This is a genomic window from Bradyrhizobium sp. B025 (genome assembly GCF_042257955.1).
GTDB lineage: Bacteria > Pseudomonadota > Alphaproteobacteria > Rhizobiales > Xanthobacteraceae > Bradyrhizobium > Bradyrhizobium diazoefficiens.
The window spans coordinates 2336602-2356972 of record NZ_CP170150.1 but is presented as its reverse complement, the minus strand read 5'-3'; the positions used below and the strand labels follow the sequence as shown (position 1 = coordinate 2356972).

The following is a 20371-nucleotide window of genomic DNA, read 5'->3' as shown; positions in this document are numbered from 1 at the left end:
GGAACCGGTGTCACAAGGGCGCAATAAACCCCGCCGATGGTCACGGGCGACAGGCACCCTGCCGAAAGAAGGACCCATGACCGCATCGGACCGCACCCCTGAAATGGCCAAACGCGAGCGCATCATCCGGGAAATGACCGACGATCTCGACGAAGAGCTGGAGATGGAGCTCGATGACAGCAGGCTCGACGAGCTGCTGGACGAGACCGGCACGCTCCGCCCGACGGTGGATCGCAGGCTCTATTTCCGTGAGCTGCTGCGGCTGCAGGGCGAGCTGGTCAAGCTCCAGGACTGGGTGCAGAGCGAAAAGAAGAAGGTCGTGGTGCTGTTCGAGGGCCGCGACTCCGCCGGCAAGGGCGGCGTCATCAAGCGCATCACCCAGCGGCTCAATCCCCGCATCTGTCGCGTCGCCGCGCTTCCCGCGCCGAGCGAGCGCGAGCGCTCGCAATGGTATTTCCAGCGCTACGTGGCGCATCTTCCCGCCGGCGGCGAGATGGTGCTGTTCGACCGCAGCTGGTACAACCGCGCTGGCGTCGAGCGCGTGATGGGCTTCTGCTCCGAAGATCAGTACCAGGAGTTCTTCAAGACGGTGCCGGAGTTCGAGCGGATGCTGATCCGCTCCGGCATCATCCTGGTCAAGTACTGGTTCTCGATCACCGACGACGAGCAGCAGTTCCGCTTCAGCATGCGCATCAGGGATCCGCTCAAGCAGTGGAAGCTGAGCCCGATGGACGTCGAGGCGCGCAGCCGCTGGGAGCAGTACACCAAGGCCAAGGAGACGATGCTGGAGCACACCCACCTGCCCGACTCGCCATGGTGGATCGTCGATGCCGTGGACAAGAAGCGCGCCCGGCTCAACTGCATCGCGCACCTTCTGAGCCAGATCCCCTACCGGGAGGTCGGCCGCGCGCCGGTGGTGCTGCCGCCGCGCGTCCGTAACCCCGACTACCACCGCGGGCCGATCCCGCCGGAGATGTACGTGCCTGCGAAATACTGAGGGCCGCAGTTTCGTAGGGTGGGCAAAGGCGCGTAGCGCCGTGCCCACCATGTGCCCGCGTTGGCGGTGAGAATGGTGGGCACGCTTCGCTTTGCCCACCCTACGGCACTGTCACCGCCACGGCTGCACGATGATCTTGGTGTGCGCCTCGGGATTGGCGAGGTCGGCGAAGGCTTTTGCGACGCCGTCGAGGCCGACCTCGGCCGTCACCATGGCTGCGGCGTCCACCTGCCCTTCCGCGATCAGGCGCAGCGAGCTTGCGAACTCCTCCGGCGTGTAGCCGAGCACGTACTGGACGTTGAGCTCCTTCATGATGCCGAGCATGGGCTCGTTTCTGTCGCTCTCCATGCAGACGCCGACCACGACGATCCTGGCATCGCGCGGGGCGCCCTCGAACACCTGCTGCAACAGACCGGGCACGCCGACGCATTCGAAGATGATAGCGGGCTTGAGCGCCGGCAGCATCGCCTGGAACGGCGGTCGCGCCGCCTTCTCGGCGTCTGACATCTGCGCGTGCTCGGCCCAGGCCGTGTAGGGCTGCGACACCTTGGGATCGACCACGATGTCGGCGCCGAGCTGAGCTGCGAGCGCACGCCGCGCCGGCGAATAGTCGGCGGCGACGATCGGATGCAGCCCCCTGATCTTCAGCGCGGCAATCACCGCGAGCCCGACCGGTCCGCAGCCGACCACCAGCGGCACCTCGCCGCCGCTGATATTGGCTTTGGCGACGGCGTGGACGCCGACGGCGAGCGGCTCGGTCAGTGCGGCATGTTCGGGAGCCAGACCGTTGGGCACCTCGAGCAGCAGCGCTTCGCTGAGCAGCATCGCTTCCGCATAACCGCCGATATTGTCGTTGGAATAGCCGATGCCCTCGATGCCTTGCGGCGTCACCAGCGCCGGCAGCGAGCAGACATGGGTGCCGGGCTTGAGCATGCGCGCGGTGCCAGGGCCGTAGTCGACGATCTCGCAGCAGAATTCATGACCGAACACGACGTCGCGGGCAAGGTCCATCGGCTTGCGGCCAACCTTCCGCGCCATCTCCACCATGCGGTGGGCGTGCTGGCGCGCATGCAGGTCGGAGCCGCAGATGCCGCAGGCGAGCGTCTTGACCAGCACCTGGCCAGGGCCCGGCTTCGGCTCGACCATCTGGCCAACGACAATCTCACCGTTCCTGAAGATCGCAGCGCGCATCCGCTCCTCCCGTGTTGTTGGAGGCATTGATAGCACGACGCGCGATGCGCGCACTTGCGTCAGGCGTTCGGGGAACGCTCTTCCAGCACCAGGAGCTGGGCGCGGCGGACGCGCTCGCGATGGGCGATGTAGAGACCGCTGGCGACGATGAAGGCCGCACCGACGACGGTCCAGACATCAGGCACTTCGCCGAAGATGAAGAAGCCGAGAATGCTGACCCAGAGCAGCTGCGTATAGGAGAACGGCGCCAGCACCGACGCATCGCCGTAGCGATAGGCGAGCACGACGATCCACTGGCCCGCGGTGGAGGCGACGCCGATGAAGATGCCGAGCGCGATCGCGGTCCAGGACGGCGTGACCCAGACGAACGGCACCATCGCGGTCAGGATCGCAAGACCGGTCAACGAGGAATAGGCCATGGTGGTGATGACCGCTTCGCGGCCGCTCATCATGCGCGTCAGGATCAGCGTGCCGGCCCAGCAGGCCGCCGAGACCACGGGGAAGAACGCCGCCAGATGAAACGCGCTGGTGCCCGGGCGCAGGATGATGAGCACGCCGATGAGACCGAGCGCGGTCGCAAACCAGCGGCGCATGCCGACCTTCTCGCCGAGGAAGACGATCGAGAGCGCGGTGACGAACAGCGGCGCGACGAAGCCGGTAGCGGAAGCTTCCGCGATCGGCAGGAAGCGCAGGCCGGTGATGAAGAACAGCGAGGAGCCGAGCAGCGCCGCACCGCGCATCACGTGCAGGCCGAGGCGCTGGGTGCGCATCGCGTAGAGCGGCGAAGCCGGCAGCATCACCGGCGTGAACATCAGCGCGAAGGTGAGGAAGCGGATCCAGGTGATCTGGATCGACGGCAGGCTGGTCGAAAGATATTTCGCGGTGATGTCGGAGCAGCCGAGAAACACCGTCGACAACAGGATCAGCGCGATGCCCTTGAAGGGATGATCGACGCGCGCAGGTGCGCGGCGGCCGACATGCTTCTTCTCGGGCATGGACACGGAAATACTGTCGAGCCTTGCGGCTGCGGCTGGCGGCGGGGTCACGGCTGGAACTCGGGAAAAATGCGAATCGAGCGCTCGTAAAAAACGACAAATGCGCCGCGTTCACAACTTCCGAAAACAGGATGCCGATATGCGCTGAGGGCTGCGCGCGTCAATACTCCATTAAGAATGCGCGCTTGCTGCACTACAGCATGGGCAGACCTCGCGGCTTCGGACCGCGCGGAAACGCCGCATCCAGTGCCGCAATCTCCTCTTTCGTCAGCACGAGATCGCCGGCAGCGGCATTTTCGCCGGCATGTTCCGCCGACGACGCCTTCGGGATCGCGAACACCGTAATCGCACGGGTGAGGAAGCTCAGCGCGACCTGACGCGGTGTCACGCGCCGCGCCTCCGCGATGCGCGCCAGCACGGCGCCGCCCTTGCTGTTGCTTGCCGGAAAATCGTCATGGCCGAACGGCGAATAGGCGACGACCGCGACGCCGTGCCGCTCGCACCACGGAATCACGGCATGCTCGATCGCGCGTTCCTTGAGATGATAGAGCACCTGATTGCAGGCGATGCGGCCCTCGCCCGCGACGTCGAGCATCTCGTCGAGATCGTCGGCATCGAAATTGGAGACGCCCCAGGATTTGATCTTGCCGGCCTTCACAAGTTCCTCGAACGCAGCGACGGTGTCTTCGAGCGGATAGGAGCCGCGCCAATGCAGAAGATAGCAGTCGAGGCGATCGGTCTTGAGCCGCTTTAGCGAACGCTCGCAGGCCGTGATGGTGCCGCGGCGCGAGGCGTTGCTCGGCAGCACTTTGGACACGAGGAACACTTCGTCGCGACGACCCGCGATCGCGTCCGCAATGACCAGCTCGGCATCGCCATACATCTCGGCGGTATCGATATGGGTCATGCCGAGATCGAGCCCGCGCTGAAGCGCCGCGATCGCGCGCTTGCGATCGCCATGATCTAGATACCAGGTGCCCTGCCCGATGACGGAGACGTTGGCACCGGTCTTGCCGAAGGGGTTTGTGTTCATGTGCGGTCCGATCTTCGATATTCATGTCGTCCTGGCGAAAGCCAGGACCCATTACCACAGGTAGGTGTTGTTGCAGTAGATGGTGGCAACAGCGTGCCTTCGCCACGCTGACCGGGATATTGGGTCCTGGCTTCGCCAGGACGACGATGGGGAGCTAGTTTGCGCAATGCATCAACATCGTCATTGCGAGCGCAGCGAAACAATCCAGGCTGTCTCCACGGAGAGACGCTGGATTGTTTCGCTGCGCTCGCTATGACGATGGAAAGAGCCGACCGCTAACCCGCCGCACCGGCGATCTTCACCTGCTTCACTGGCGCGACCTCCGTCGTCGCGATCAGGCGCTTCAGCTCGGGGATGCAGGAGCCGCAATTGGTACCAGCCTTGAGCGTGGCGCCGATCTCGGCCGTCGTGCGCGCGCCGCTCGCGATGGTATCGCAGATGGTACCGCGGCCGACGCCGAAGCAGGCGCAGACGATCGGGCCGGTCGCGGCGGCGCCTTCGCCGGACTTGCCGGACAACAGCATGCGGCGCTGGTCGTCGGTGACCTGATCGGCCACGAACAGGCTCTTCACCACCTCCCAGTCGCCGGCATCATGGGCGGGTCCGACGAACAGGCAGGTCTCGATGCGATCGCCCGCGAACGAGGCCGCACGATAGACGCCGCCGCCGAAATCGCGGTACTCGGCGACATCCTCGCCCGCGCGACCCTCGAGCCAGGCGGGCCAGCGCGACAGGTCGGCATTGTCGGCGAACAGATAGCCGAAGCCGCCGCTGACCGTGACGCGCGTCCACAACAGATTGGGCGGCAGGTCGAGCTGTTTGCGCGACAGCGCGAAGCCGCGGAAGACGTATTCATAGGGCGCGATCGCGGCCGGCGTCGCCTTCGATTCCGGCTGGCCCGAGAACGGGTCGGTGAAGGACTGCACCAGCGCGCCGACGCGGCCGTGCGAGGCATTCATCGCGCTCCAGTGGATCGGCACGAACAGCGTGCCGCGCTGCTGCCGATCGCTGACGACCACCTTCAGGATGCACTGCCCGTAATCGGTCGTGATGCGGGCATAGCCGTCATGGGCGATGCCGAATTTGCCGGCGTCGTCGGGATGGACCTCGACGAACGGCTCGGGCAGATGCGCGCCCAGCCGCTGGCTGAGGCCCGTGCGCGTCATGGTGTGCCACTGGTCGCGGATGCGCCCGGTGTTGAGTCGTAAGGGGCGCGACGCGCCGGTCTCGCTACGCAGCGCCGGCACCTCCGGCGCGACGAAACGGCCTTTGCCGTCATTGGTGAAGAAACCACCGCTCGCGAAGAAGCGCTCGCCGGGCGCCCCGCCTTCGCGCACCGGCCACTGCACGGGCTTCAAGGCGTCGAAGGCCTCGTTCGATAGCGAGGTCAACGCGCCGATGTCGAAATCGCGGCTGCCATCGTTCTCGAACGCCGAAAGCGCCGCGTGCTCGCGGAAAATATCGGCGGCGGATTTGTAGTCAAAACTGTCGCCGAAGCCGAGACGTTTGGCGGTCTCGCTGAGAATCCACCAGTCCGGCCGCGCCTCGCCCGGCGCCGGCAGGAACGAGCGCTGGCGCGAGATGCGCCGTTCGGAGTTGGTCACCGTGCCCGACTTCTCGCCCCAGGCGAGCGCGGGCAGCAGCACGTGCGGGCCGGCTTCGACCGTGTCGTTGGAGAGCACGTTCTCGGAGACCACGAACAGCTCGAGCTTCTTCAGCGCCTCGCGCACGAAGTCCGCGTCGGGCAGCGACACCGCCGGGTTGGTCCCCATCACCCACAGCGCCTTGACCTCGCCGCGGTTGATCGCCTCGAACAGCTGCACCGCCTTCAGCCCCTCATGGGTAGCGATGCGCGGTGCCTTCCAGAACCGCCTGACACGGTCGATGTCCGGCGGCGTGAAATTCATGTGCGCGGCGAGCTGATTGGCGAGGCCGCCGACCTCGCGGCCGCCCATCGCGTTGGGCTGGCCGGTGAGCGAGAACGGCGAGGCGCCCGGCTTGCCGATGCGGCCCGTGGCGAGATGGCAGTTGAGGATCGCGTTGACCTTGTCGGTGCCCTGCGCCGACTGGTTGACGCCTTGCGAATAGAGCGTGACGACGCGCGGCGTGTCACGGAACATCTTGAAGAAGGTCGCGACGTCCTGCTCGGAGAGGCCTGTGGCCAGCGCGGTCGCAGTGACGCTGCCGGCGATGTTGCGCGCGCGCACCAGCGCGTCGTCGAAGCCCGACGTGTTGCTCGCGATGTAGGCCTGGTCCAGCGCGCCGCTGTCGGCGAGATGGACGAACAGGCCCGAGAACAAGGCGGTGTCGGTGCCGGGCTTCAGCCCCAGGAACAGATCGACGTCGCTCGCGGTGTCGGTGCGGCGCGGGTCGATCACGATCATGCGGGCGCCGCGCTCCTGCCTGTTCTTCAGCATACGCTGGAACAGCACGGGGTGACACCACGCCGCGTTCGAGCCGACGAAGACCAGTAGGTCGGCCTGGTCGAGATCCTCGTAGCAGCCGGGCACGGTGTCGGCGCCGAAGGCACGGCGGTGGCCGGCGACCGAGGACGACATGCAGAGCCGCGAATTGGTGTCGACATTGGCGGTGCCGACAAAGCCCTTCATCAGCTTGTTGGCGACATAGTAATCCTCGGTCAGGAGCTGGCCGGAGAGATAGAACGCGACCGCGTCGGCACCGTCGCGCGCCGCGATGTGCTGCATGCGGTGGGCGACGTGGTCGAGCGCATCGCTCCAGGCAACGCGCTCCAGCACGCCCTTGCAGCGGATCATCGGGTAAAGAAGCCGGCCCTCCAGCCCGACGGTCTCACCGAGCGCCGAGCCCTTGGAGCACAGCCGGCCGAAATTGGCGGGATGATCGGGGTCGCCGGCGATCGCCGCGCCGCCCTTGCCGTCCGGCGTTGCGAGCACGCCGCAGCCGACGCCGCAATAGGGGCAGGTGGTCTTGGTGGTCCGGAGCTTCGGGTCGATCGCCGTCATATCGAGCTGCCTTGTCAAGCCGCCTTGGAAGGACGCGCGAGCGCGCGGCCGAACATCATGTCGGTACGGATCCCCGCCACCTTGTCGCGGTTGCGGATCAGCTCGAGGTACCAGAGCGCATCGACGGTATCTCCGATCAGCACCGCGCCGGTGAGCCGGCCGTCGGCGATGACGAGCTTCTTGTAGGTGCCGCGCCTGCGGTCTGACAGCACGAGGCTCTCGCTGCCCTCCCCGCCCATGAAGTCGCCGGCGGAGAACACGCTGACGCCCGAGACCTTCAGATTGGTCGAGACCACGCTGCCCTGATAGGCGGCGGGCCGGCCGGCGAGATGCCGCGCCAGCACGCGCGCCTGCTCATAGGCCGGCTCGACCAGGCCATAGCAGGTGCCGCGATGCTCGGCGCATTCGCCGAGCGCGAAGATGTCGGGTGACGCCGTCTGCATGACGTCGTTGACCACGATGCCGCGGTTGACCGCGATACCGGCGTCCTTGGCCAGCGCGACATTGGGCCTGATGCCGGCGGCAAAGATCACGGCATCGGCCTCGATGCGGCTGCCGTCGGCAAGCTCGACCGCCTCGACGTGGCCGTCGCCATGGATGCACTTCGTGCTGGCATTGAGCAGGATGCGGATGCCCTTGCGCTCGACCAGCGTCTTGAGCAGATCGGCGGCCGGCCCATCGAGCTGGCGCTCCATCAGCCGGTCCATCAGATGCAGCAGCGTCACCGGGGCGCCGGCCTTGGCAAGTCCATAGGCCGCCTCCAACCCGAGCAGACCGCCGCCGACCACGACGACCCGCTTCTTCGCCGCCGCAAGCGTCAGCAGCAGGTCGACGTCGCGCGTGTCGCGGAACGTGTGCACGCCGGCGAGATCGGCGCCCGGCACGTTGAGCCGCAGCGGCGTCGATCCCGTGGCGAGCACGAGCTTGGAATATTCCATGCTCTCCTCACCCTCGATCTTGAGCTCGCGGCGGCCGGTGTCGATCTCGGTGACGCGGTAGCCGTAGCGCACGGTGACGCCGCGATGGCGCCACCAGTCGGCCGGCCGCAGCTCGATCTCGTGCGAGCCGGTCTCGCCGGCCAGCACGGAGGAGAGCAGCACGCGGTTGTAAGCGAGCCTCGGTTCATCGCCGATAACGGCAACCGCGTAGCGGCCAAGCGAAGTCTTGGCGAGCTCGTCGACCAGACGCGCGGCCGCCATACCGTTACCGACGATGACCAGCGGTTCACTCACAAGGCATCTCCTATTCGGCGGCCTGCGCCTGAGCGCCATAGGCCTCGGAAATCATGTAGCCGGACAGCACGCCGTAGGCGTCGGTCCAGGCCGTGGCGAGTTCGGGCGTCCAAGCCTCGCCGAGACCCTTCTCCAGGGTCCACAGCAAGGTCGCGCCGACCACGGGATAGTGCTCGGCCGTGGCGCCGTAGGCGACGTGGCGCTTGGCGAGCGCCGACGCCGCGGGAAGAATCGAGTCCAGGTTCGACAGGCCGCCGACGACGGCGGCGAGCATGCCCATCAGCTTCTTGCGCTGCTCGGTCATGTCCTCGGGAAACATCGCGCGCACGGACGGCGCCACCTCGAACAGGCGATCGTAGAACAGCACCGCGGCGGTCTCCGAAATCGGCGCGACCTTGGCGAAGCTCTGCTGGATGAGGGTAATCTGTTCGGGCGTCATGATGTTCTCCTGCCTGTTTCGGTCTGCCTTTGTCCGCGTCGTTGCGAACAAGGTTCATGGGTCAAACGTCATCAGAGAGTCTTCTCCCCGCGTACGGGGAGAAGCGAGATTCGTACCAAGTCTCTAAACGCGAGCTTCGGCGAGGCTTGGCGCGCCTTCACGCTGCGGGCTGCGACGCAGGTAGAACCACCAGGTCAGGCCGAGGCAGGAGGCGTAGAAGGCGAGATAGATCGCGAGCGCAAGCTGCGGCCCGCCGGTCATGGCGATCGACTTGCCGAAACCGCTCGGGATCAGATAGCCGCCGACCGCGCCGACCGCGCCGATGAAGCCAACCGCCGCACCGCTCTCGATGCTCGCCGTCTTCAGGGCGGCTGCGCGCGCCGCATCGCCCTTGCCGCGCACCTTGAACAGGTTCTGCTCGCGGAAGATCGAGGGGATCATGCGGTAGGTCGAGCCGTTGCCGATGCCCGTCGTCACGAACAGGATCAGGAACATCGACAGGAAGCCGATGAAATCCTTCTGCCCGACGAAATAGAGCACGCCGACGGTGGCGCCCGCCATCACGATGAAGTTCCAGAAGGTGATGACCGAGCCGCCGATCCTGTCGGCCAGCCAGCCGCCGAACGGGCGCGACAGCGAACCAACGAGAGGCCCGAGGAACGCGATCGCGATCGTCACCGACGGAAACTGCGTCTTGATCAGCAGCGGAAACGCCGCGGAGTAGCCGATGAAGGATCCGAACGTGCCGATATAGAGGTACGCCATGATCCAGGTATGCTTGCGCTTGACCACCGCCAGCTGATTGCTGATCGACGACTTGGCCGTGGTCAGGTTGTTCATGAAGAACACCGCGCCGAACACCGCGATCGCGATCGGCAGCACCCACATCAGGCCGGCGTTCTGAAGGAACACGCCGTCGACGGGGGTTGCTTGGAACAGGTTGATGACGGCGAGCGTCATCAGGATCGGGGTCAGGAGCTGCACGCTGGAGACGCCGATATTGCCGCCGGCCGCGTTGAGGCCCAGCGCCCATCCCTTCATCCTGTCCGGGAAGAAGAAGGAGATGTTTGTCATGCTGGAGGCGAAATTGCCGCCGCCGAGACCGGCAGTCGAGGCGATCAGCAGCATCAGCCAGAACGGCGTGTCGGGCTGGCTGACGAACCAGGCGAGCGACAACGTCGGAATGAACAGGATGGCCGCGCTGAAAATGGTCCAGTTGCGACCGCCGAACGTCGTCACCGCGAATGTGTAGGGAAAGCGCATCAAGGCGCCGATCAGGCCCGGCACCGCGACGAGCTGGAACAGCTGGTCGGTGGTGTAATGGAAGCCTGCCTGCGGCAGCTTGGTGGTGACGATGCTCCAGATCAGCCAGACCGAGAAGCCGATATGCTCGGCCACGATCGACCAGATCAGGTTGCGTCGCGCGATAGTCTTGCCAGTCGCATTCCAGAACGCCTCATCCTCGGGGCGCCAGTCTGAAATCCAGGTCGGATTCTTCGTCATTGAGTATCCCTTCTAGGCTCACCGCTGCGTCGTTGCAGGCTCTGCCTCCGGCCACGGAGGCGCGCTCCGAGGCTTCACCCCGGTGGCGAGTTCACGATGCTGATTGATGATGTTGAGGGACGTCGTCGTTGGCGTCGCACAAACACGTTTCAATTTCCGTGCCAATTGCGCGCGTTCGGGAAATACAGGGAATTCAGGGGCTTGTTCGAATTGCCCGAAATTTTTGCAGGGCTATTTCGCACGCAAATTTTGCGATTCGCTCAATCCCTGTGCGCCGCACAAGGATTGAGCTTAATGTCTCAAAATTAGGCGAGACGCATCGTGCGTTAAGGCCGCGTTTACGCGGCCTCGACGAAGCGATGACGCTCATAGAGGAATTCGAGCACGCGCTGCCGGCACTTCAGATAGGTGGTGCTGGTGGCGAGCTCGAGCCGCTTGCGGGGACGTGCCAGCGGCACCTCCAGCACCTCACCGATGCGCGCGCTCGGCCCGTTCGTCATCATCACGATACGGTCGGACAGCAGCACGGCCTCGTCGACATCGTGGGTGATCATCAGGATGGTGTTGCCGAGCTTCTGGTGCAGCGCCATCACCGAGTCCTGCAGATGCGCGCGGGTGAGCGCGTCGAGTGCGCCGAACGGCTCATCGAGCAGCAGCACTTTCGGTTCCATCGCCAGCGCCCGCGCGATGCCGACGCGCTGCTTCATGCCGCCGGAGATTTCGGAAGGACGCTTGTCCTTGGCGTGCGCCATCTGCACGAGATTGAGATTGTGCATCACCCAGGCGTCGCGTTCGGCCCGCGTCTTGGTCTTGGCGAAGACCTTGTCGACGCCGAGCCTGACGTTCTCGTAGACCGTGAGCCAGGGCAGCAGGCTGTGGTTCTGGAACACCACGGCGCGATCGGGCCCCGGCGAGTTGACCTCTCGGTTCTCGAGCAGCACGCCGCCGGTCGAGGCGTTGGTCAACCCTGCGATGATGTTGAGCAGGGTCGACTTGCCGCAGCCGGAATGGCCGATGATCGAGACGTACTGCCCCTTTTCGATGGTCAGGTTGATGTCCTTCAGGACCTCCGTGGTGGCGGCGCCGCGGGTAAAAATCTTGTCGATGTGGTCGAGCTTCAGATAGGCGGTCATGTGTCCCTCCCCTCAGTTCGTCGCGGTGCCGCGGGTGACGATCTTGCCGAGGCCAGCGATCAGGCGATCGAGCACGAAGCCGACGATGCCGACATAGATCAGCGCCAGGATGATCTCGCTGATGTGCGAGGAGTTCCAGGCGTCCCAGATGAAGAAGCCGATGCCGACGCCGCCGATCAGCATTTCGGCGGCGACGATGGCGAGCCACGACAGACCGATGCCGATGCGCAGGCCGGTGAAGATGTAGGGCGCGGCCGCCGGGATCATGACCTTGCCGAAGAACTCCAGCGGATTGAGCTGCACGACGGCCGCGACGTTGCGGTAGTCCTGCGGGATGTTGCGGATGCCGACCGCGGTGTTGATGATGATCGGCCAGATCGAGGTGATGAAGATGACGAAGATCGCCGAGGGCTGGCCGTCACGGAACGCCGCGAGCGAGAGCGGCAGCCAGGCGAGCGGCGGGATGGTGCGCAAGACCTGGAACAGCGGATCGAGCCCGCGCATCGCCCAGACCGACTGGCCGACCAGCACGCCGAGCGCGATGCCGGCGATCGCGGAGAGCGAATAGCCGAAGGCGACGCGCTGAAGGCTGGCGGAGAGATGCCAGAACAGACCCTTGTCGATGCCGCCATGGTCGAAGAACGGATCGAGGATCAGCTCCTTGGTGTCCTTGAATACCCGCGACGGCGGCGGCAGTGCCGAGCCGGCGCGGCGGCAGACCAGCTCCCAGACCAGCGTCAGCAGCGCGATCACGACGAGCGGCGGGATGACGCGCACAGCGGTCTCGCGCGCCATGCGCGCGTAGGCCTCGCTCCGCGGCGGCCGCTTCGGCGTCATCGTGACGACGGGCGCGGCGCTTCCCGCGGGTGTCGCGGTCTCAACCTCAATCTTCGTGGCAGGCATGTTCATCGCTATCTCTCTCCGGCTCCGGGACGATGCGGCCGCCTCGCAGCGGCCGCAGGGCTCCATCAGACTTCGACGCGCTTGATCGCGAGCGACTTCAGATAGGCCGCCGGATTTTCGGGATCGAATACCTTGCCGTCGAAGAAGGTCTCCTTGCCGCGCGAGGTGGAGGCCGGGATGTCGGAGCTGGCGACGCCGAGCGTCTTGGCCGCGTCCTTCCAGAGGTCCTCGCGGTTGACCTTGGCGATCAGCGCCTTGCTGTCGAAGCCGGCTTCGTATTTGCCCCAGCGGATGTCCTCGGTCATGAACCAGAGATCATGGCTCTGGAACGGATAGGAGGCATGATCACGCCAGTACTTCATGATGTGCGGCGAGTTCTCGACCACCTTGCCGGCGTTGCCGTAGTCGAACTTGCCCTTGGCGCGATCGGCGATGTCCTCGACCGGGCAATTGATCCACTGCCGCTTGCCCATGATGGTGGCGAGCTCTTCCTTGTTCTCCATCTTGTCGGCCCATTGCTGGGCTTCCATTACCGCCATCAGGATCGCCTTGGCCGCCTTCGGATTCTTGTCGACCCAGGCCGCGCGCATGCCGAGTGACTTTTCCGGATGCTTGCTCCAGATCTCGCCGGTGTTGACGGCGGTGTAGCCGATGCCCTGGTGGACCAGCTGCCCGGGCCAGGGCTCGCCGACGCAGAAGGCGTCCATGGTGCCGACCTTCATGTTGGCCACCATCTGCGGCGGCGGCACGGTGATGGTCTCGACGTCCTTGTCAGGATCGATCCCGCCGGCGGCGAGCCAATAGCGGACCCAGAGATCGTGCGTGCCGCCGGGGAAGGTCATCGCGACCTTGGCGGACTTGCCTTCGGCCTTTTTCTTCTCGAACGCCGCCTTCAACACTGACGCATCGGCGCCGACCTTGAGGTCGGCATATTCCTTGGCGACGGAGATGCACTGCGCATCGAGATTGAGCCGCGCCAGGATGTACATCGGCGTCGGCTGGTTGTTCTGCGTCACCTTGCCGGCCGAGATCAGGTACGGCATCGGGGTGAGGATATGCGCGCCGTCGATGCCGTTGCCTTCCGAGCCGAGCACGAGGTTGTCGCGCGTGGTGCCCCAGGAGGCCTGCTTCTGCACGTCGACATCGGGCATGCCGTATTTGGCGAACAGGCCCTTGTCCTTGGCGACGAAGAGCGGACCGGCATCGCTCAGCGCGATGAAGCCGAGCTTGGCGCCCTTGACCTCGGGGCCGGCGTCCTGCGCGAACGCACCGGCGGGGAAATTGAGCTTGGCGGCGGCAAGAAGGGCAGCGGTGCTGCCGGTGGCCTTCAACAATTGACGGCGGCTGAGGCCAGTATCCGAAGGCCGGCGAATGCGCTTGGTCATAGGCGGTGTCGTCCTTTTGCGTCGTTGCGAATGATTGCGTCAGTGCGCACGAGCAGCCCGTCCGTCCGTGACGCCAGAAAAAGGCGCATGCGAACGCACGACGGGGAGACCCCCGTTCGGGTGGCGTCAGCAAATCGGATGAGAAGTCTCGCGGGACGGCTTCAATGGCGTCGGCTTGGAACTATTCAAGCTTCATGCCAAGCGCAGCACCTCATAAATATTTGAAAATTCAATACGTTAGATGCACCGCGCCAGTCTGTCGCAGCCTTGCTGCGCACGCGAAATTTGCGGACTGCTCATTTCTTGTGCGCCGCACAAATCTTATGCAGCCGCCTAAGCAAAAGGCCGCAGAGCCGGCAAAAGCCGGATCTAGGCGCGTATCATCTATTTGAAATCGCTTACCTTTTCTATCGCGCCCAAGCGGCACGCGACTTGCATTTCCATTGGCGTCAACGAAGACTGCGGCTTGCCGCATTGTTGCAGCCTCTGGCGGCTGCAAACCGGAAGCTCAACTGCTTCGCGGCCCTTCTCGGCTCAGTCCTCGTGACGCGATTCCCAAGGCTTCCAGACCTCCATAGCCCTCGTGCGCGGCAGAACCGTCCGCACGGCCCAAGATGTTCAGCCGCGCTCTCTTTGGGGGCGTGTCGATCTCACTTACGAAGCAAAAGGAACCATTGATGTCGTATCTCGCGCCTTCGGAATTCGTCACCAAGATGGTGGATGCGGGCGAGTCCAAAATCTTCATGTCCACCCGGGATACCATCATCCGGGCCTATATGGCCGGCGCCATCCTCGCGCTGGCGGCCTGGTTTGCCGTCACCATCAACGTGAACACCGGCCAGCCGCTGGTCGGGGCGCTGCTGTTCCCGGTCGGCTTCGTCATGCTGTACCTGCTCGGCTTCGACCTGCTGACCGGCGTGTTCGTGCTCTCGCCGCTCGCCCTCATCGACAAGCGCCCGGGCGTCACCTTTGGCGGCGTGCTGCGCAACTGGGGCCTCGTTTTCGTCGGCAATTTTGCCGGCGCTTTCACGGTGGCCTTCATGATGGCCTTCGTCACGACCTTCGGCTTCACGCAGGACCCCGACAAGATCGGCACGGCCATCGGCAATATCGGCGAGGGTCGAACGCTCGGCTATGCCGCGCATGGCGCGGCCGGCATGGCGACATTGTTCCTGCGCGGCATGCTCTGCAACTGGATGGTCTCGACCGGCGTCGTCGGCGCCATGATCTCGACTTCGGTGCCCGGCAAGGTCATCGCGATGTGGATGCCGATCCTGGTGTTCTTCTACATGGTGTTCGAGCACTCCGTCGTGAACATGTTCCTGTTCCCGTCGGGCCTGATGCTGCACGCGAAGTTCTCGATCATGGACTATCTGATCTGGAACGAGATCCCGACCGTGCTCGGCAATCTCGTGGGCGGCCTCGCCTTCACCGGCATGACGCTCTACGCCACGCATGTCATGACCCAGCCGAAGCGCCAGGCCGGCAAGACCACGCCGTCCCGCGTCGCAGCCTGATCAGACAACGTCTCGACAGGGGAGCCTCGCCCGAGCAGGGTGAGGCTCTCCTTTGCCGGTGATGACCATGACCCGCGGACTCCTGATTTCGATCGGCCAGTACTCCGACAGGGGTCGCAAGCCCGTCAACCAGGATTTTCACGGCATCCTGATTCCGGAGGAGCCGCTGCTCAGCCTGAAGGGCATCGCGGCGGTTCTCGCCGACGGCATCTCCAGCAGCACGGTGAGCCAGATCGCCAGCGAGTCGGCGGTCAAGAGCTTCCTGATGGACTATTACTGCACGTCGGAATCCTGGACGGTGAAGACCTCCGCCCGCCGCGTGCTGGAGGCAACCAATTCCTGGCTGCACGCGCAGACGCGCAAGAGCCAATATGCCTATGACCGCGACAAGGGCTATGTCTGCACCCTCAGCGCCATGGTCATCAAGGCGACCACCGCGCACATCTTCCATGTCGGCGACTGCCGCATCTACCGCGTCGCCGGCAAGGCGCTCGAGCAGCTGACGGACGATCACCGCATCATCGTGTCGTCGGAGCAGACCTATCTTGGCCGCGCGCTCGGCATCAACCCGCAGCTCGAGATCGACTACCAGACGGTCGAGATCGAGGCGGGCGACACCTTCATCCTCGCAACCGACGGCGCCTACGAATTCGTCGACCAGCGTTTCATCACGAGCGCGCTCAGCGAGCATGCAGCCGAGCTCGACGGGGCCGCGAAGGCGATCGTGGAGGAAGCCTATCGGCGCGGCAGCGACGACAACATCACCGTCCAGATCCTCCGCATCGACGCAGTGCCGCAGCGCGACTCGGCCGGCATCTTCAATCAGACCTTCGAACTGCCGCTTCCTGCGCTGCCCGAGCCACGGGCGATGTTCGACGGTTACAGGATCGTCCGCGAGATCCACGGCAGCAGCCGCAGTCACATCTACCTTGCGGTCGATGCGGAGACCGAGGAGCCGGTCGCGCTCAAGCTGCCGTCGATCGACCTGCGCGACAATGCCGCCTATCTCAAGCGCTTCCTGATGGAGGAGTGGATCGCACGCCGCATCGACAGTCCGCACGTGCTCAAGCCGCTGTCACAGTCGCGGCGGCGCAGCTACCTCTACGTCGCGACCGAGTTCATCGAGGGCCAGACCCTGAGGCAGTGGATGCTGGACAACCCACGCCCCGATTTGGAGACGGTCCGAGGGATCGTCGAGCAGATCGCCACGGGGCTTCGCGCCTTCCATCGCATGGAGATGCTGCACCAGGACCTCAGGCCCGACAATGTCCTGATCGACAAGACCGGCACTGCGAAGATCATCGACTTCGGATCGGTCAGGGTCGCCGGCGTCGCCGAGGCGGCGCCGAAATCGGCGGACGAGGAAATTCTCGGCACGGTCCAGTACACGGCCCCGGAATATTTCCTCGGCGAGGGGGGATCGCCGCGGTCCGACATGTTTTCGCTGGCCGCCATTTGCTACCATATGCTCACCGGACATCTCCCCTACGGCGCCCAGCTCGCCAAGATCCGCGGAAGATCGGATGCGTGGAAATTGAGATATCGCCCGGCCATCGATGCCGAGCGCGGCATCCCGGGCTGGATCGACGGCGCGCTCAGGAAGGCGCTGCATCCCGATCCCTACAAGCGCCACGAGGACCTCTCCGAATTCGTCTTCGAACTCAGGAATCCCAATCCGGCCTATCTCGCCACGCGGACCACGCCGCTCCTGGAGCGCAACCCGCTGCTGTTCTGGAAGCTGACCACGGCGATCCTGGCCTGCGCGGTCATCACGCTGCTCGCGGTGCTTCGGCTGCGATAGCCGGACAAGGTCGGTTCAGGCCGGCTCCGCCGCCTTCACCCCCAGCGGCTTCGGCGCCATGCCGCCGCCGGGCTTGAGGTGGAATTCGTAGGTCATCAGATGCCACTGCCCGCTCGCCTTGGTGCCGTCGGGCATCTCGAGGTCGTTGCGCGGCTCGACCTTGGCGACGAGATCATCCTTGACGCCGAACACCACGTCGGAATCGAGATATTTGTCGCCGTCCATGAAGACATGCGTGATCAGCGGCTCATAGCCCTTCGCGTTGACGAGGAAGTGCACATGCGCCGGGCGCATCGGATGGCGGTTGGTCTGCACGATCATCTCGCCGACGGGGCCATCGGTCGGGATCGGGTAGCTGCACGGCAAAATGGTGCGGAAGAAGAAGCGGCCGTCGCTGTCCGTGATGAAACGCGCCCGCGCCGAGGCGCCGACCTCGTCATAGTTCGGCTTCTGTGAATCGTAGAAGCCGTCGTCGTCGGCATGCCAGACGTCGACGGGAACGCCCGCCAGCGGCTTGCCCTTGAGGTCGGTGACGCGGCTCTGCACGAACATCCGCTCGCCGGTTTGATTGTTCGGCGAAATGTCGGTGCCGTGCGCGGTCACTTTGTGCTCGCCGACATAGAACGGGCCGAGCACCGTGGTCTGGGTGGCGCCCTCGCGATCCCTGTGGTTGACCGCGTCCACCAGCATGGAGACGCCGAGCACGTCGGAGAGCAGGATGAACTCCTGGCGGGTGTCGGTGCATTTATGACCGGTGCGGGTCAGGAAATCGATGGCGTATTCCCATTCCTCGAAGGTGAGACCGGTCTTGCTCACGTAATCGTGCAGCGACTTCACCAGTTCCTGGAGCAGGAATTTCGCCCGCGGGTTCGGCGTCTTGTCGAAGCTTTCGACCACGGCTGCGGTGAGTTCGGTCTCGTTGAACTGGGTCATGGTGCGTTGCCTTGCATTTTTCTCGTTGGCCCGGGCGGGCTCCCTGGAAGCGTTCCAGGCCGGACACTACACCACCCGGCCAGCCCGCGTTAAGCGCAACCGGCTTGGAATGGGGCTGCCATTTGGCTATCACCTTGTCGAGAAACTGCCCCGGAGGAACTGATGCTCGCCCCCACCCCCGCCTCGCCCGAATCCGTCGGCATGTCCAAGGCCGCGCTCGACCGCGTCGATGCGCACCTGAAGAACCGGTACATCGATGCCGGCCGCTTCCCGGGCACCCAGCTTCTGGTTTACCGCCGCGGCAAGATCGCGCACAGCTCGGTCCAGGGCCTGGCCGATGTCGAGCGCAAGGTGCCGGTCAAGGACGACACCATCTACCGCATCTATTCCATGACCAAGCCGCTCACCAGCGTCGCTTTCATGATGCTGGTCGAGGAAGGCCTCGTCGCGATCGACGAGCCCGTCGCGAAATACATTCCGGAATGGAAGGATCTCGGCGTGTTCGTCGCCGGCACCGCGCCGGCCTTCCTGACCCGGCCGCCGTCCCGGCCGATGCTGATCGTCGACCTGCTGCGCCACACCTCCGGGCTGACTTACGGCTTCCAGCAGCGCTCCAATGTCGATGCCGCCTATCGCGCCGAGAAGATCGGCGAGGTCGAGAAGTCGGGCACGCTCCAAACCATGATCGAGGCGCTCGCGAAGATCCCGCTGGAGTTTTCGCCGGGCGAGGCCTGGAACTACTCGGTCGCGACCGACGTGCTGGGCTACCTCGTCGGCAAGATTTCCGGCATGCCGTTCGAGCAGTTCCTGAAAACACGCATTCTCGATCCGCTCGGCATGACCGACACCGATTTCCACGTGCCGGCCTCGAAGGCCCATCGCTTCGCTGCCTGCTATTCGGCGGACCCGGGCGGCGGCATGACCTTCCATGCCGGCCAGCGCCGCGAGGGCCTGACGCTCCAGGACGATCCGGCGACGAGCTCGTTCCTGTCCCCGCCCTCCTTCATATCCGGCGGCGGCGGCCTGTGCTCGACGGCCGCGGACTATCTCACCTTCTGCCGCGCGCTGCTCAACGGCGGCGAGCTCGGCGGCGTCAGGCTGATCGGGCCGAAGACGCTGGCACTGATGACGACCAACCACATTCCGGGCGGCCGCTTCCTCCCCGAGGTATCGCGCTCGCTGTTCTCCGAAGCCACCTATAACGGCATCGGCTTCGGCCTCGGCTTTGCCGTGACGATGCGCCCGGCCGAGACGCTGATCGCCGGCAGCCCCGGCGAATACAATTGGGGCGGCGCGGCGACGACCTCGTTCTGGATCGACCCGGCCGAGGAATTGATCACCATCTTCATGACGCAGGTGCTGCCGTCGAGCGCCTACCCGCTCCGGCGCGAGCTGCGCAGCATGGTGTATGCCGCGATCACCGAGAGCAATCTGTAACCGCTTGAATCGATTCCGCGGCCGTCGGCCGCGGAATCTCAATATCAGACGCTCATTTGAGCATCTCCGGCACGATCAGGCGCGGCAGGAACAGCGACACGCACCGCCGTTTGCCAACCTCCTCAGTTTGACGTGCAGACCTTGACGGTCTTCATGCCGCTCTCGGCTTCGGTGCGCGACTTGTAGATCGTGCCCGACGGACTGACGACGGTCATCGACGTGTCCGTGGGCTTCTTGTCGACAACGGTGCACTTCTTCGTCTTGACGTCCTGGACGACGTAGAACTCGTCGGCCGCGAACGCCGGCAGGGACAATGCAGCAACCATCAATGCTGCAGTTGCGATCTTCAGCTTCATTTTATCCTCCTCCAATCGCCGGACGTTTCCGCCCGGCCGATTCTTGAACGGGAACAAATGGCAATTTGTTCCTAAGCAAGAGGAACGCCGTCCGCAGTGGGATGTTGACGCCGCACTTATTCCAACGAGGAGAACAAGATGAAGAAGCTGTTTCTGCTTTCCGCCGCGGCGGTGATGATCTCGACTGGCGCGTTCGCGCAGTCCACCGTGGTGACGACCACCGGAACCGGGCACGCGGCCGCCGTTCAGATCGAGCCGGAATACCGAACTAGGATCAAATCCTACATCACCGAACATCGCGTTCGCCCCGTGACGACGAAGGAGAAGATCATCGTCGGCGCGACGGTGCCGAGCGATGTCGAGCTCGAGGCGGTTCCTGCCGACTGGGGGCCCGCGCTCACCAAGTACCGCTACGTCTATTCCGGCGAGCGCGTGATGTTGGTGGATCCGGGCTCCCGGACGGTCGTCCAGGAAATCGACTGACAAGACGTGATGGAGGGGGCCGCATCAAGGACGGCCTCCTCCCGGAGTTGAC

General features: G+C 64.6%; 17 protein-coding genes. 5 read left to right on the top strand and 12 right to left on the bottom strand.

Going from position 1 to position 20371, the window contains the following annotated elements:
• The first annotated feature begins 76 nt into the window (after positions 1 to 76).
• Positions 77 to 997, top strand: a complete 921-nt coding sequence (gene ppk2 / locus ACE10W_RS10910) for a polyphosphate kinase 2 (RefSeq protein ID WP_038965809.1) — start codon at positions 77 to 79, stop codon at positions 995 to 997.
• Between the two features lie 111 nt (positions 998 to 1108).
• Here ppk2 and ACE10W_RS10905 read toward each other — a convergent pair whose 3' ends face one another.
• The 10 genes from ACE10W_RS10905 to ACE10W_RS10860 form a co-directional block, all read right to left on the bottom strand.
• Positions 1109 to 2188: a zinc-binding dehydrogenase gene (locus ACE10W_RS10905; RefSeq protein ID WP_304551490.1), complete on the bottom strand. Its 1080-nt coding sequence runs from the start codon at positions 2186 to 2188 to the stop codon at positions 1109 to 1111.
• 59 nt (positions 2189 to 2247) lie between these two features.
• Positions 2248 to 3189, bottom strand: a complete 942-nt coding sequence (locus ACE10W_RS10900; protein ID WP_028174794.1) for a DMT family transporter — start codon at positions 3187 to 3189, stop codon at positions 2248 to 2250.
• Between the two features lie 187 nt (positions 3190 to 3376).
• Positions 3377 to 4216, bottom strand: coding sequence for an aldo/keto reductase (locus ACE10W_RS10895; RefSeq protein ID WP_060911022.1), 840 nt, complete (start codon positions 4214 to 4216; stop codon positions 3377 to 3379).
• Positions 4217 to 4491: 275 nt separating this feature from the next.
• Positions 4492 to 7197, bottom strand: coding sequence for a nitrate reductase (locus ACE10W_RS10890; RefSeq protein WP_304551489.1), 2706 nt, complete (start codon positions 7195 to 7197; stop codon positions 4492 to 4494).
• A gap of 14 nt (positions 7198 to 7211) precedes the next feature.
• The gene (locus ACE10W_RS10885; protein WP_304551488.1) at positions 7212 to 8429 is read right to left on the bottom strand and encodes an NAD(P)/FAD-dependent oxidoreductase; all 1218 of its coding nucleotides are present in this window, start codon (positions 8427 to 8429) and stop codon (positions 7212 to 7214) included.
• A gap of 10 nt (positions 8430 to 8439) precedes the next feature.
• Entirely contained in the window at positions 8440 to 8868 is a 429-nt protein-coding gene (locus ACE10W_RS10880; RefSeq protein WP_304551487.1) for a globin family protein, read from the bottom strand.
• A 123-nt stretch (positions 8869 to 8991) separates the two neighbouring features.
• On the bottom strand, positions 8992 to 10371 hold the full coding sequence (locus ACE10W_RS10875; protein ID WP_011085590.1) for an MFS transporter: 1380 nt from the start codon (positions 10369 to 10371) through the stop codon (positions 8992 to 8994).
• Positions 10372 to 10709: 338 nt separating this feature from the next.
• Positions 10710 to 11504: an ABC transporter ATP-binding protein gene (locus tag ACE10W_RS10870; RefSeq protein ID WP_011085589.1), complete on the bottom strand. Its 795-nt coding sequence runs from the start codon at positions 11502 to 11504 to the stop codon at positions 10710 to 10712.
• A gap of 12 nt (positions 11505 to 11516) precedes the next feature.
• On the bottom strand, positions 11517 to 12413 hold the full coding sequence (gene ntrB / locus ACE10W_RS10865; protein WP_304551486.1) for a nitrate ABC transporter permease: 897 nt from the start codon (positions 12411 to 12413) through the stop codon (positions 11517 to 11519).
• 59 nt (positions 12414 to 12472) lie between these two features.
• Complete coding sequence (locus ACE10W_RS10860; RefSeq protein ID WP_028174788.1) at positions 12473 to 13792, bottom strand: CmpA/NrtA family ABC transporter substrate-binding protein; 1320 nt, start codon at positions 13790 to 13792, stop codon at positions 12473 to 12475.
• A 677-nt stretch (positions 13793 to 14469) separates the two neighbouring features.
• On the opposite strand from ACE10W_RS10860, the gene ACE10W_RS10855 reads away from it, so the two are divergent.
• Positions 14470 to 15309, top strand: coding sequence for a formate/nitrite transporter family protein (locus ACE10W_RS10855; RefSeq protein ID WP_028174787.1), 840 nt, complete (start codon positions 14470 to 14472; stop codon positions 15307 to 15309).
• A gap of 61 nt (positions 15310 to 15370) precedes the next feature.
• Positions 15371 to 17110, top strand: coding sequence for a bifunctional protein-serine/threonine kinase/phosphatase (locus ACE10W_RS10850; RefSeq protein WP_304553725.1), 1740 nt, complete (start codon positions 15371 to 15373; stop codon positions 17108 to 17110).
• Between the two features lie 15 nt (positions 17111 to 17125).
• On the opposite strand, the gene ACE10W_RS10845 is transcribed toward ACE10W_RS10850, so the two are convergent.
• Complete coding sequence (locus ACE10W_RS10845; protein WP_011085583.1) at positions 17126 to 18043, bottom strand: intradiol ring-cleavage dioxygenase; 918 nt, start codon at positions 18041 to 18043, stop codon at positions 17126 to 17128.
• A 162-nt stretch (positions 18044 to 18205) separates the two neighbouring features.
• Here ACE10W_RS10845 and ACE10W_RS10840 point away from each other — a divergent pair, with 162 nt between their 5' ends.
• On the top strand, positions 18206 to 19480 hold the full coding sequence (locus ACE10W_RS10840) for a serine hydrolase (RefSeq protein WP_304551483.1): 1275 nt from the start codon (positions 18206 to 18208) through the stop codon (positions 19478 to 19480).
• A gap of 122 nt (positions 19481 to 19602) precedes the next feature.
• On the opposite strand, the gene ACE10W_RS10835 is transcribed toward ACE10W_RS10840, so the two are convergent.
• On the bottom strand, positions 19603 to 19836 hold the full coding sequence (locus ACE10W_RS10835) for a hypothetical protein (RefSeq protein ID WP_011085581.1): 234 nt from the start codon (positions 19834 to 19836) through the stop codon (positions 19603 to 19605).
• A 138-nt stretch (positions 19837 to 19974) separates the two neighbouring features.
• On the opposite strand from ACE10W_RS10835, the gene ACE10W_RS10830 reads away from it, so the two are divergent.
• Positions 19975 to 20319 (top strand): DUF1236 domain-containing protein, encoded by a 345-nt coding sequence (locus ACE10W_RS10830; RefSeq protein ID WP_011085580.1) that lies wholly within the window; start codon positions 19975 to 19977, stop codon positions 20317 to 20319.
• Positions 20320 to 20371: the final 52 nt, after the last annotated feature.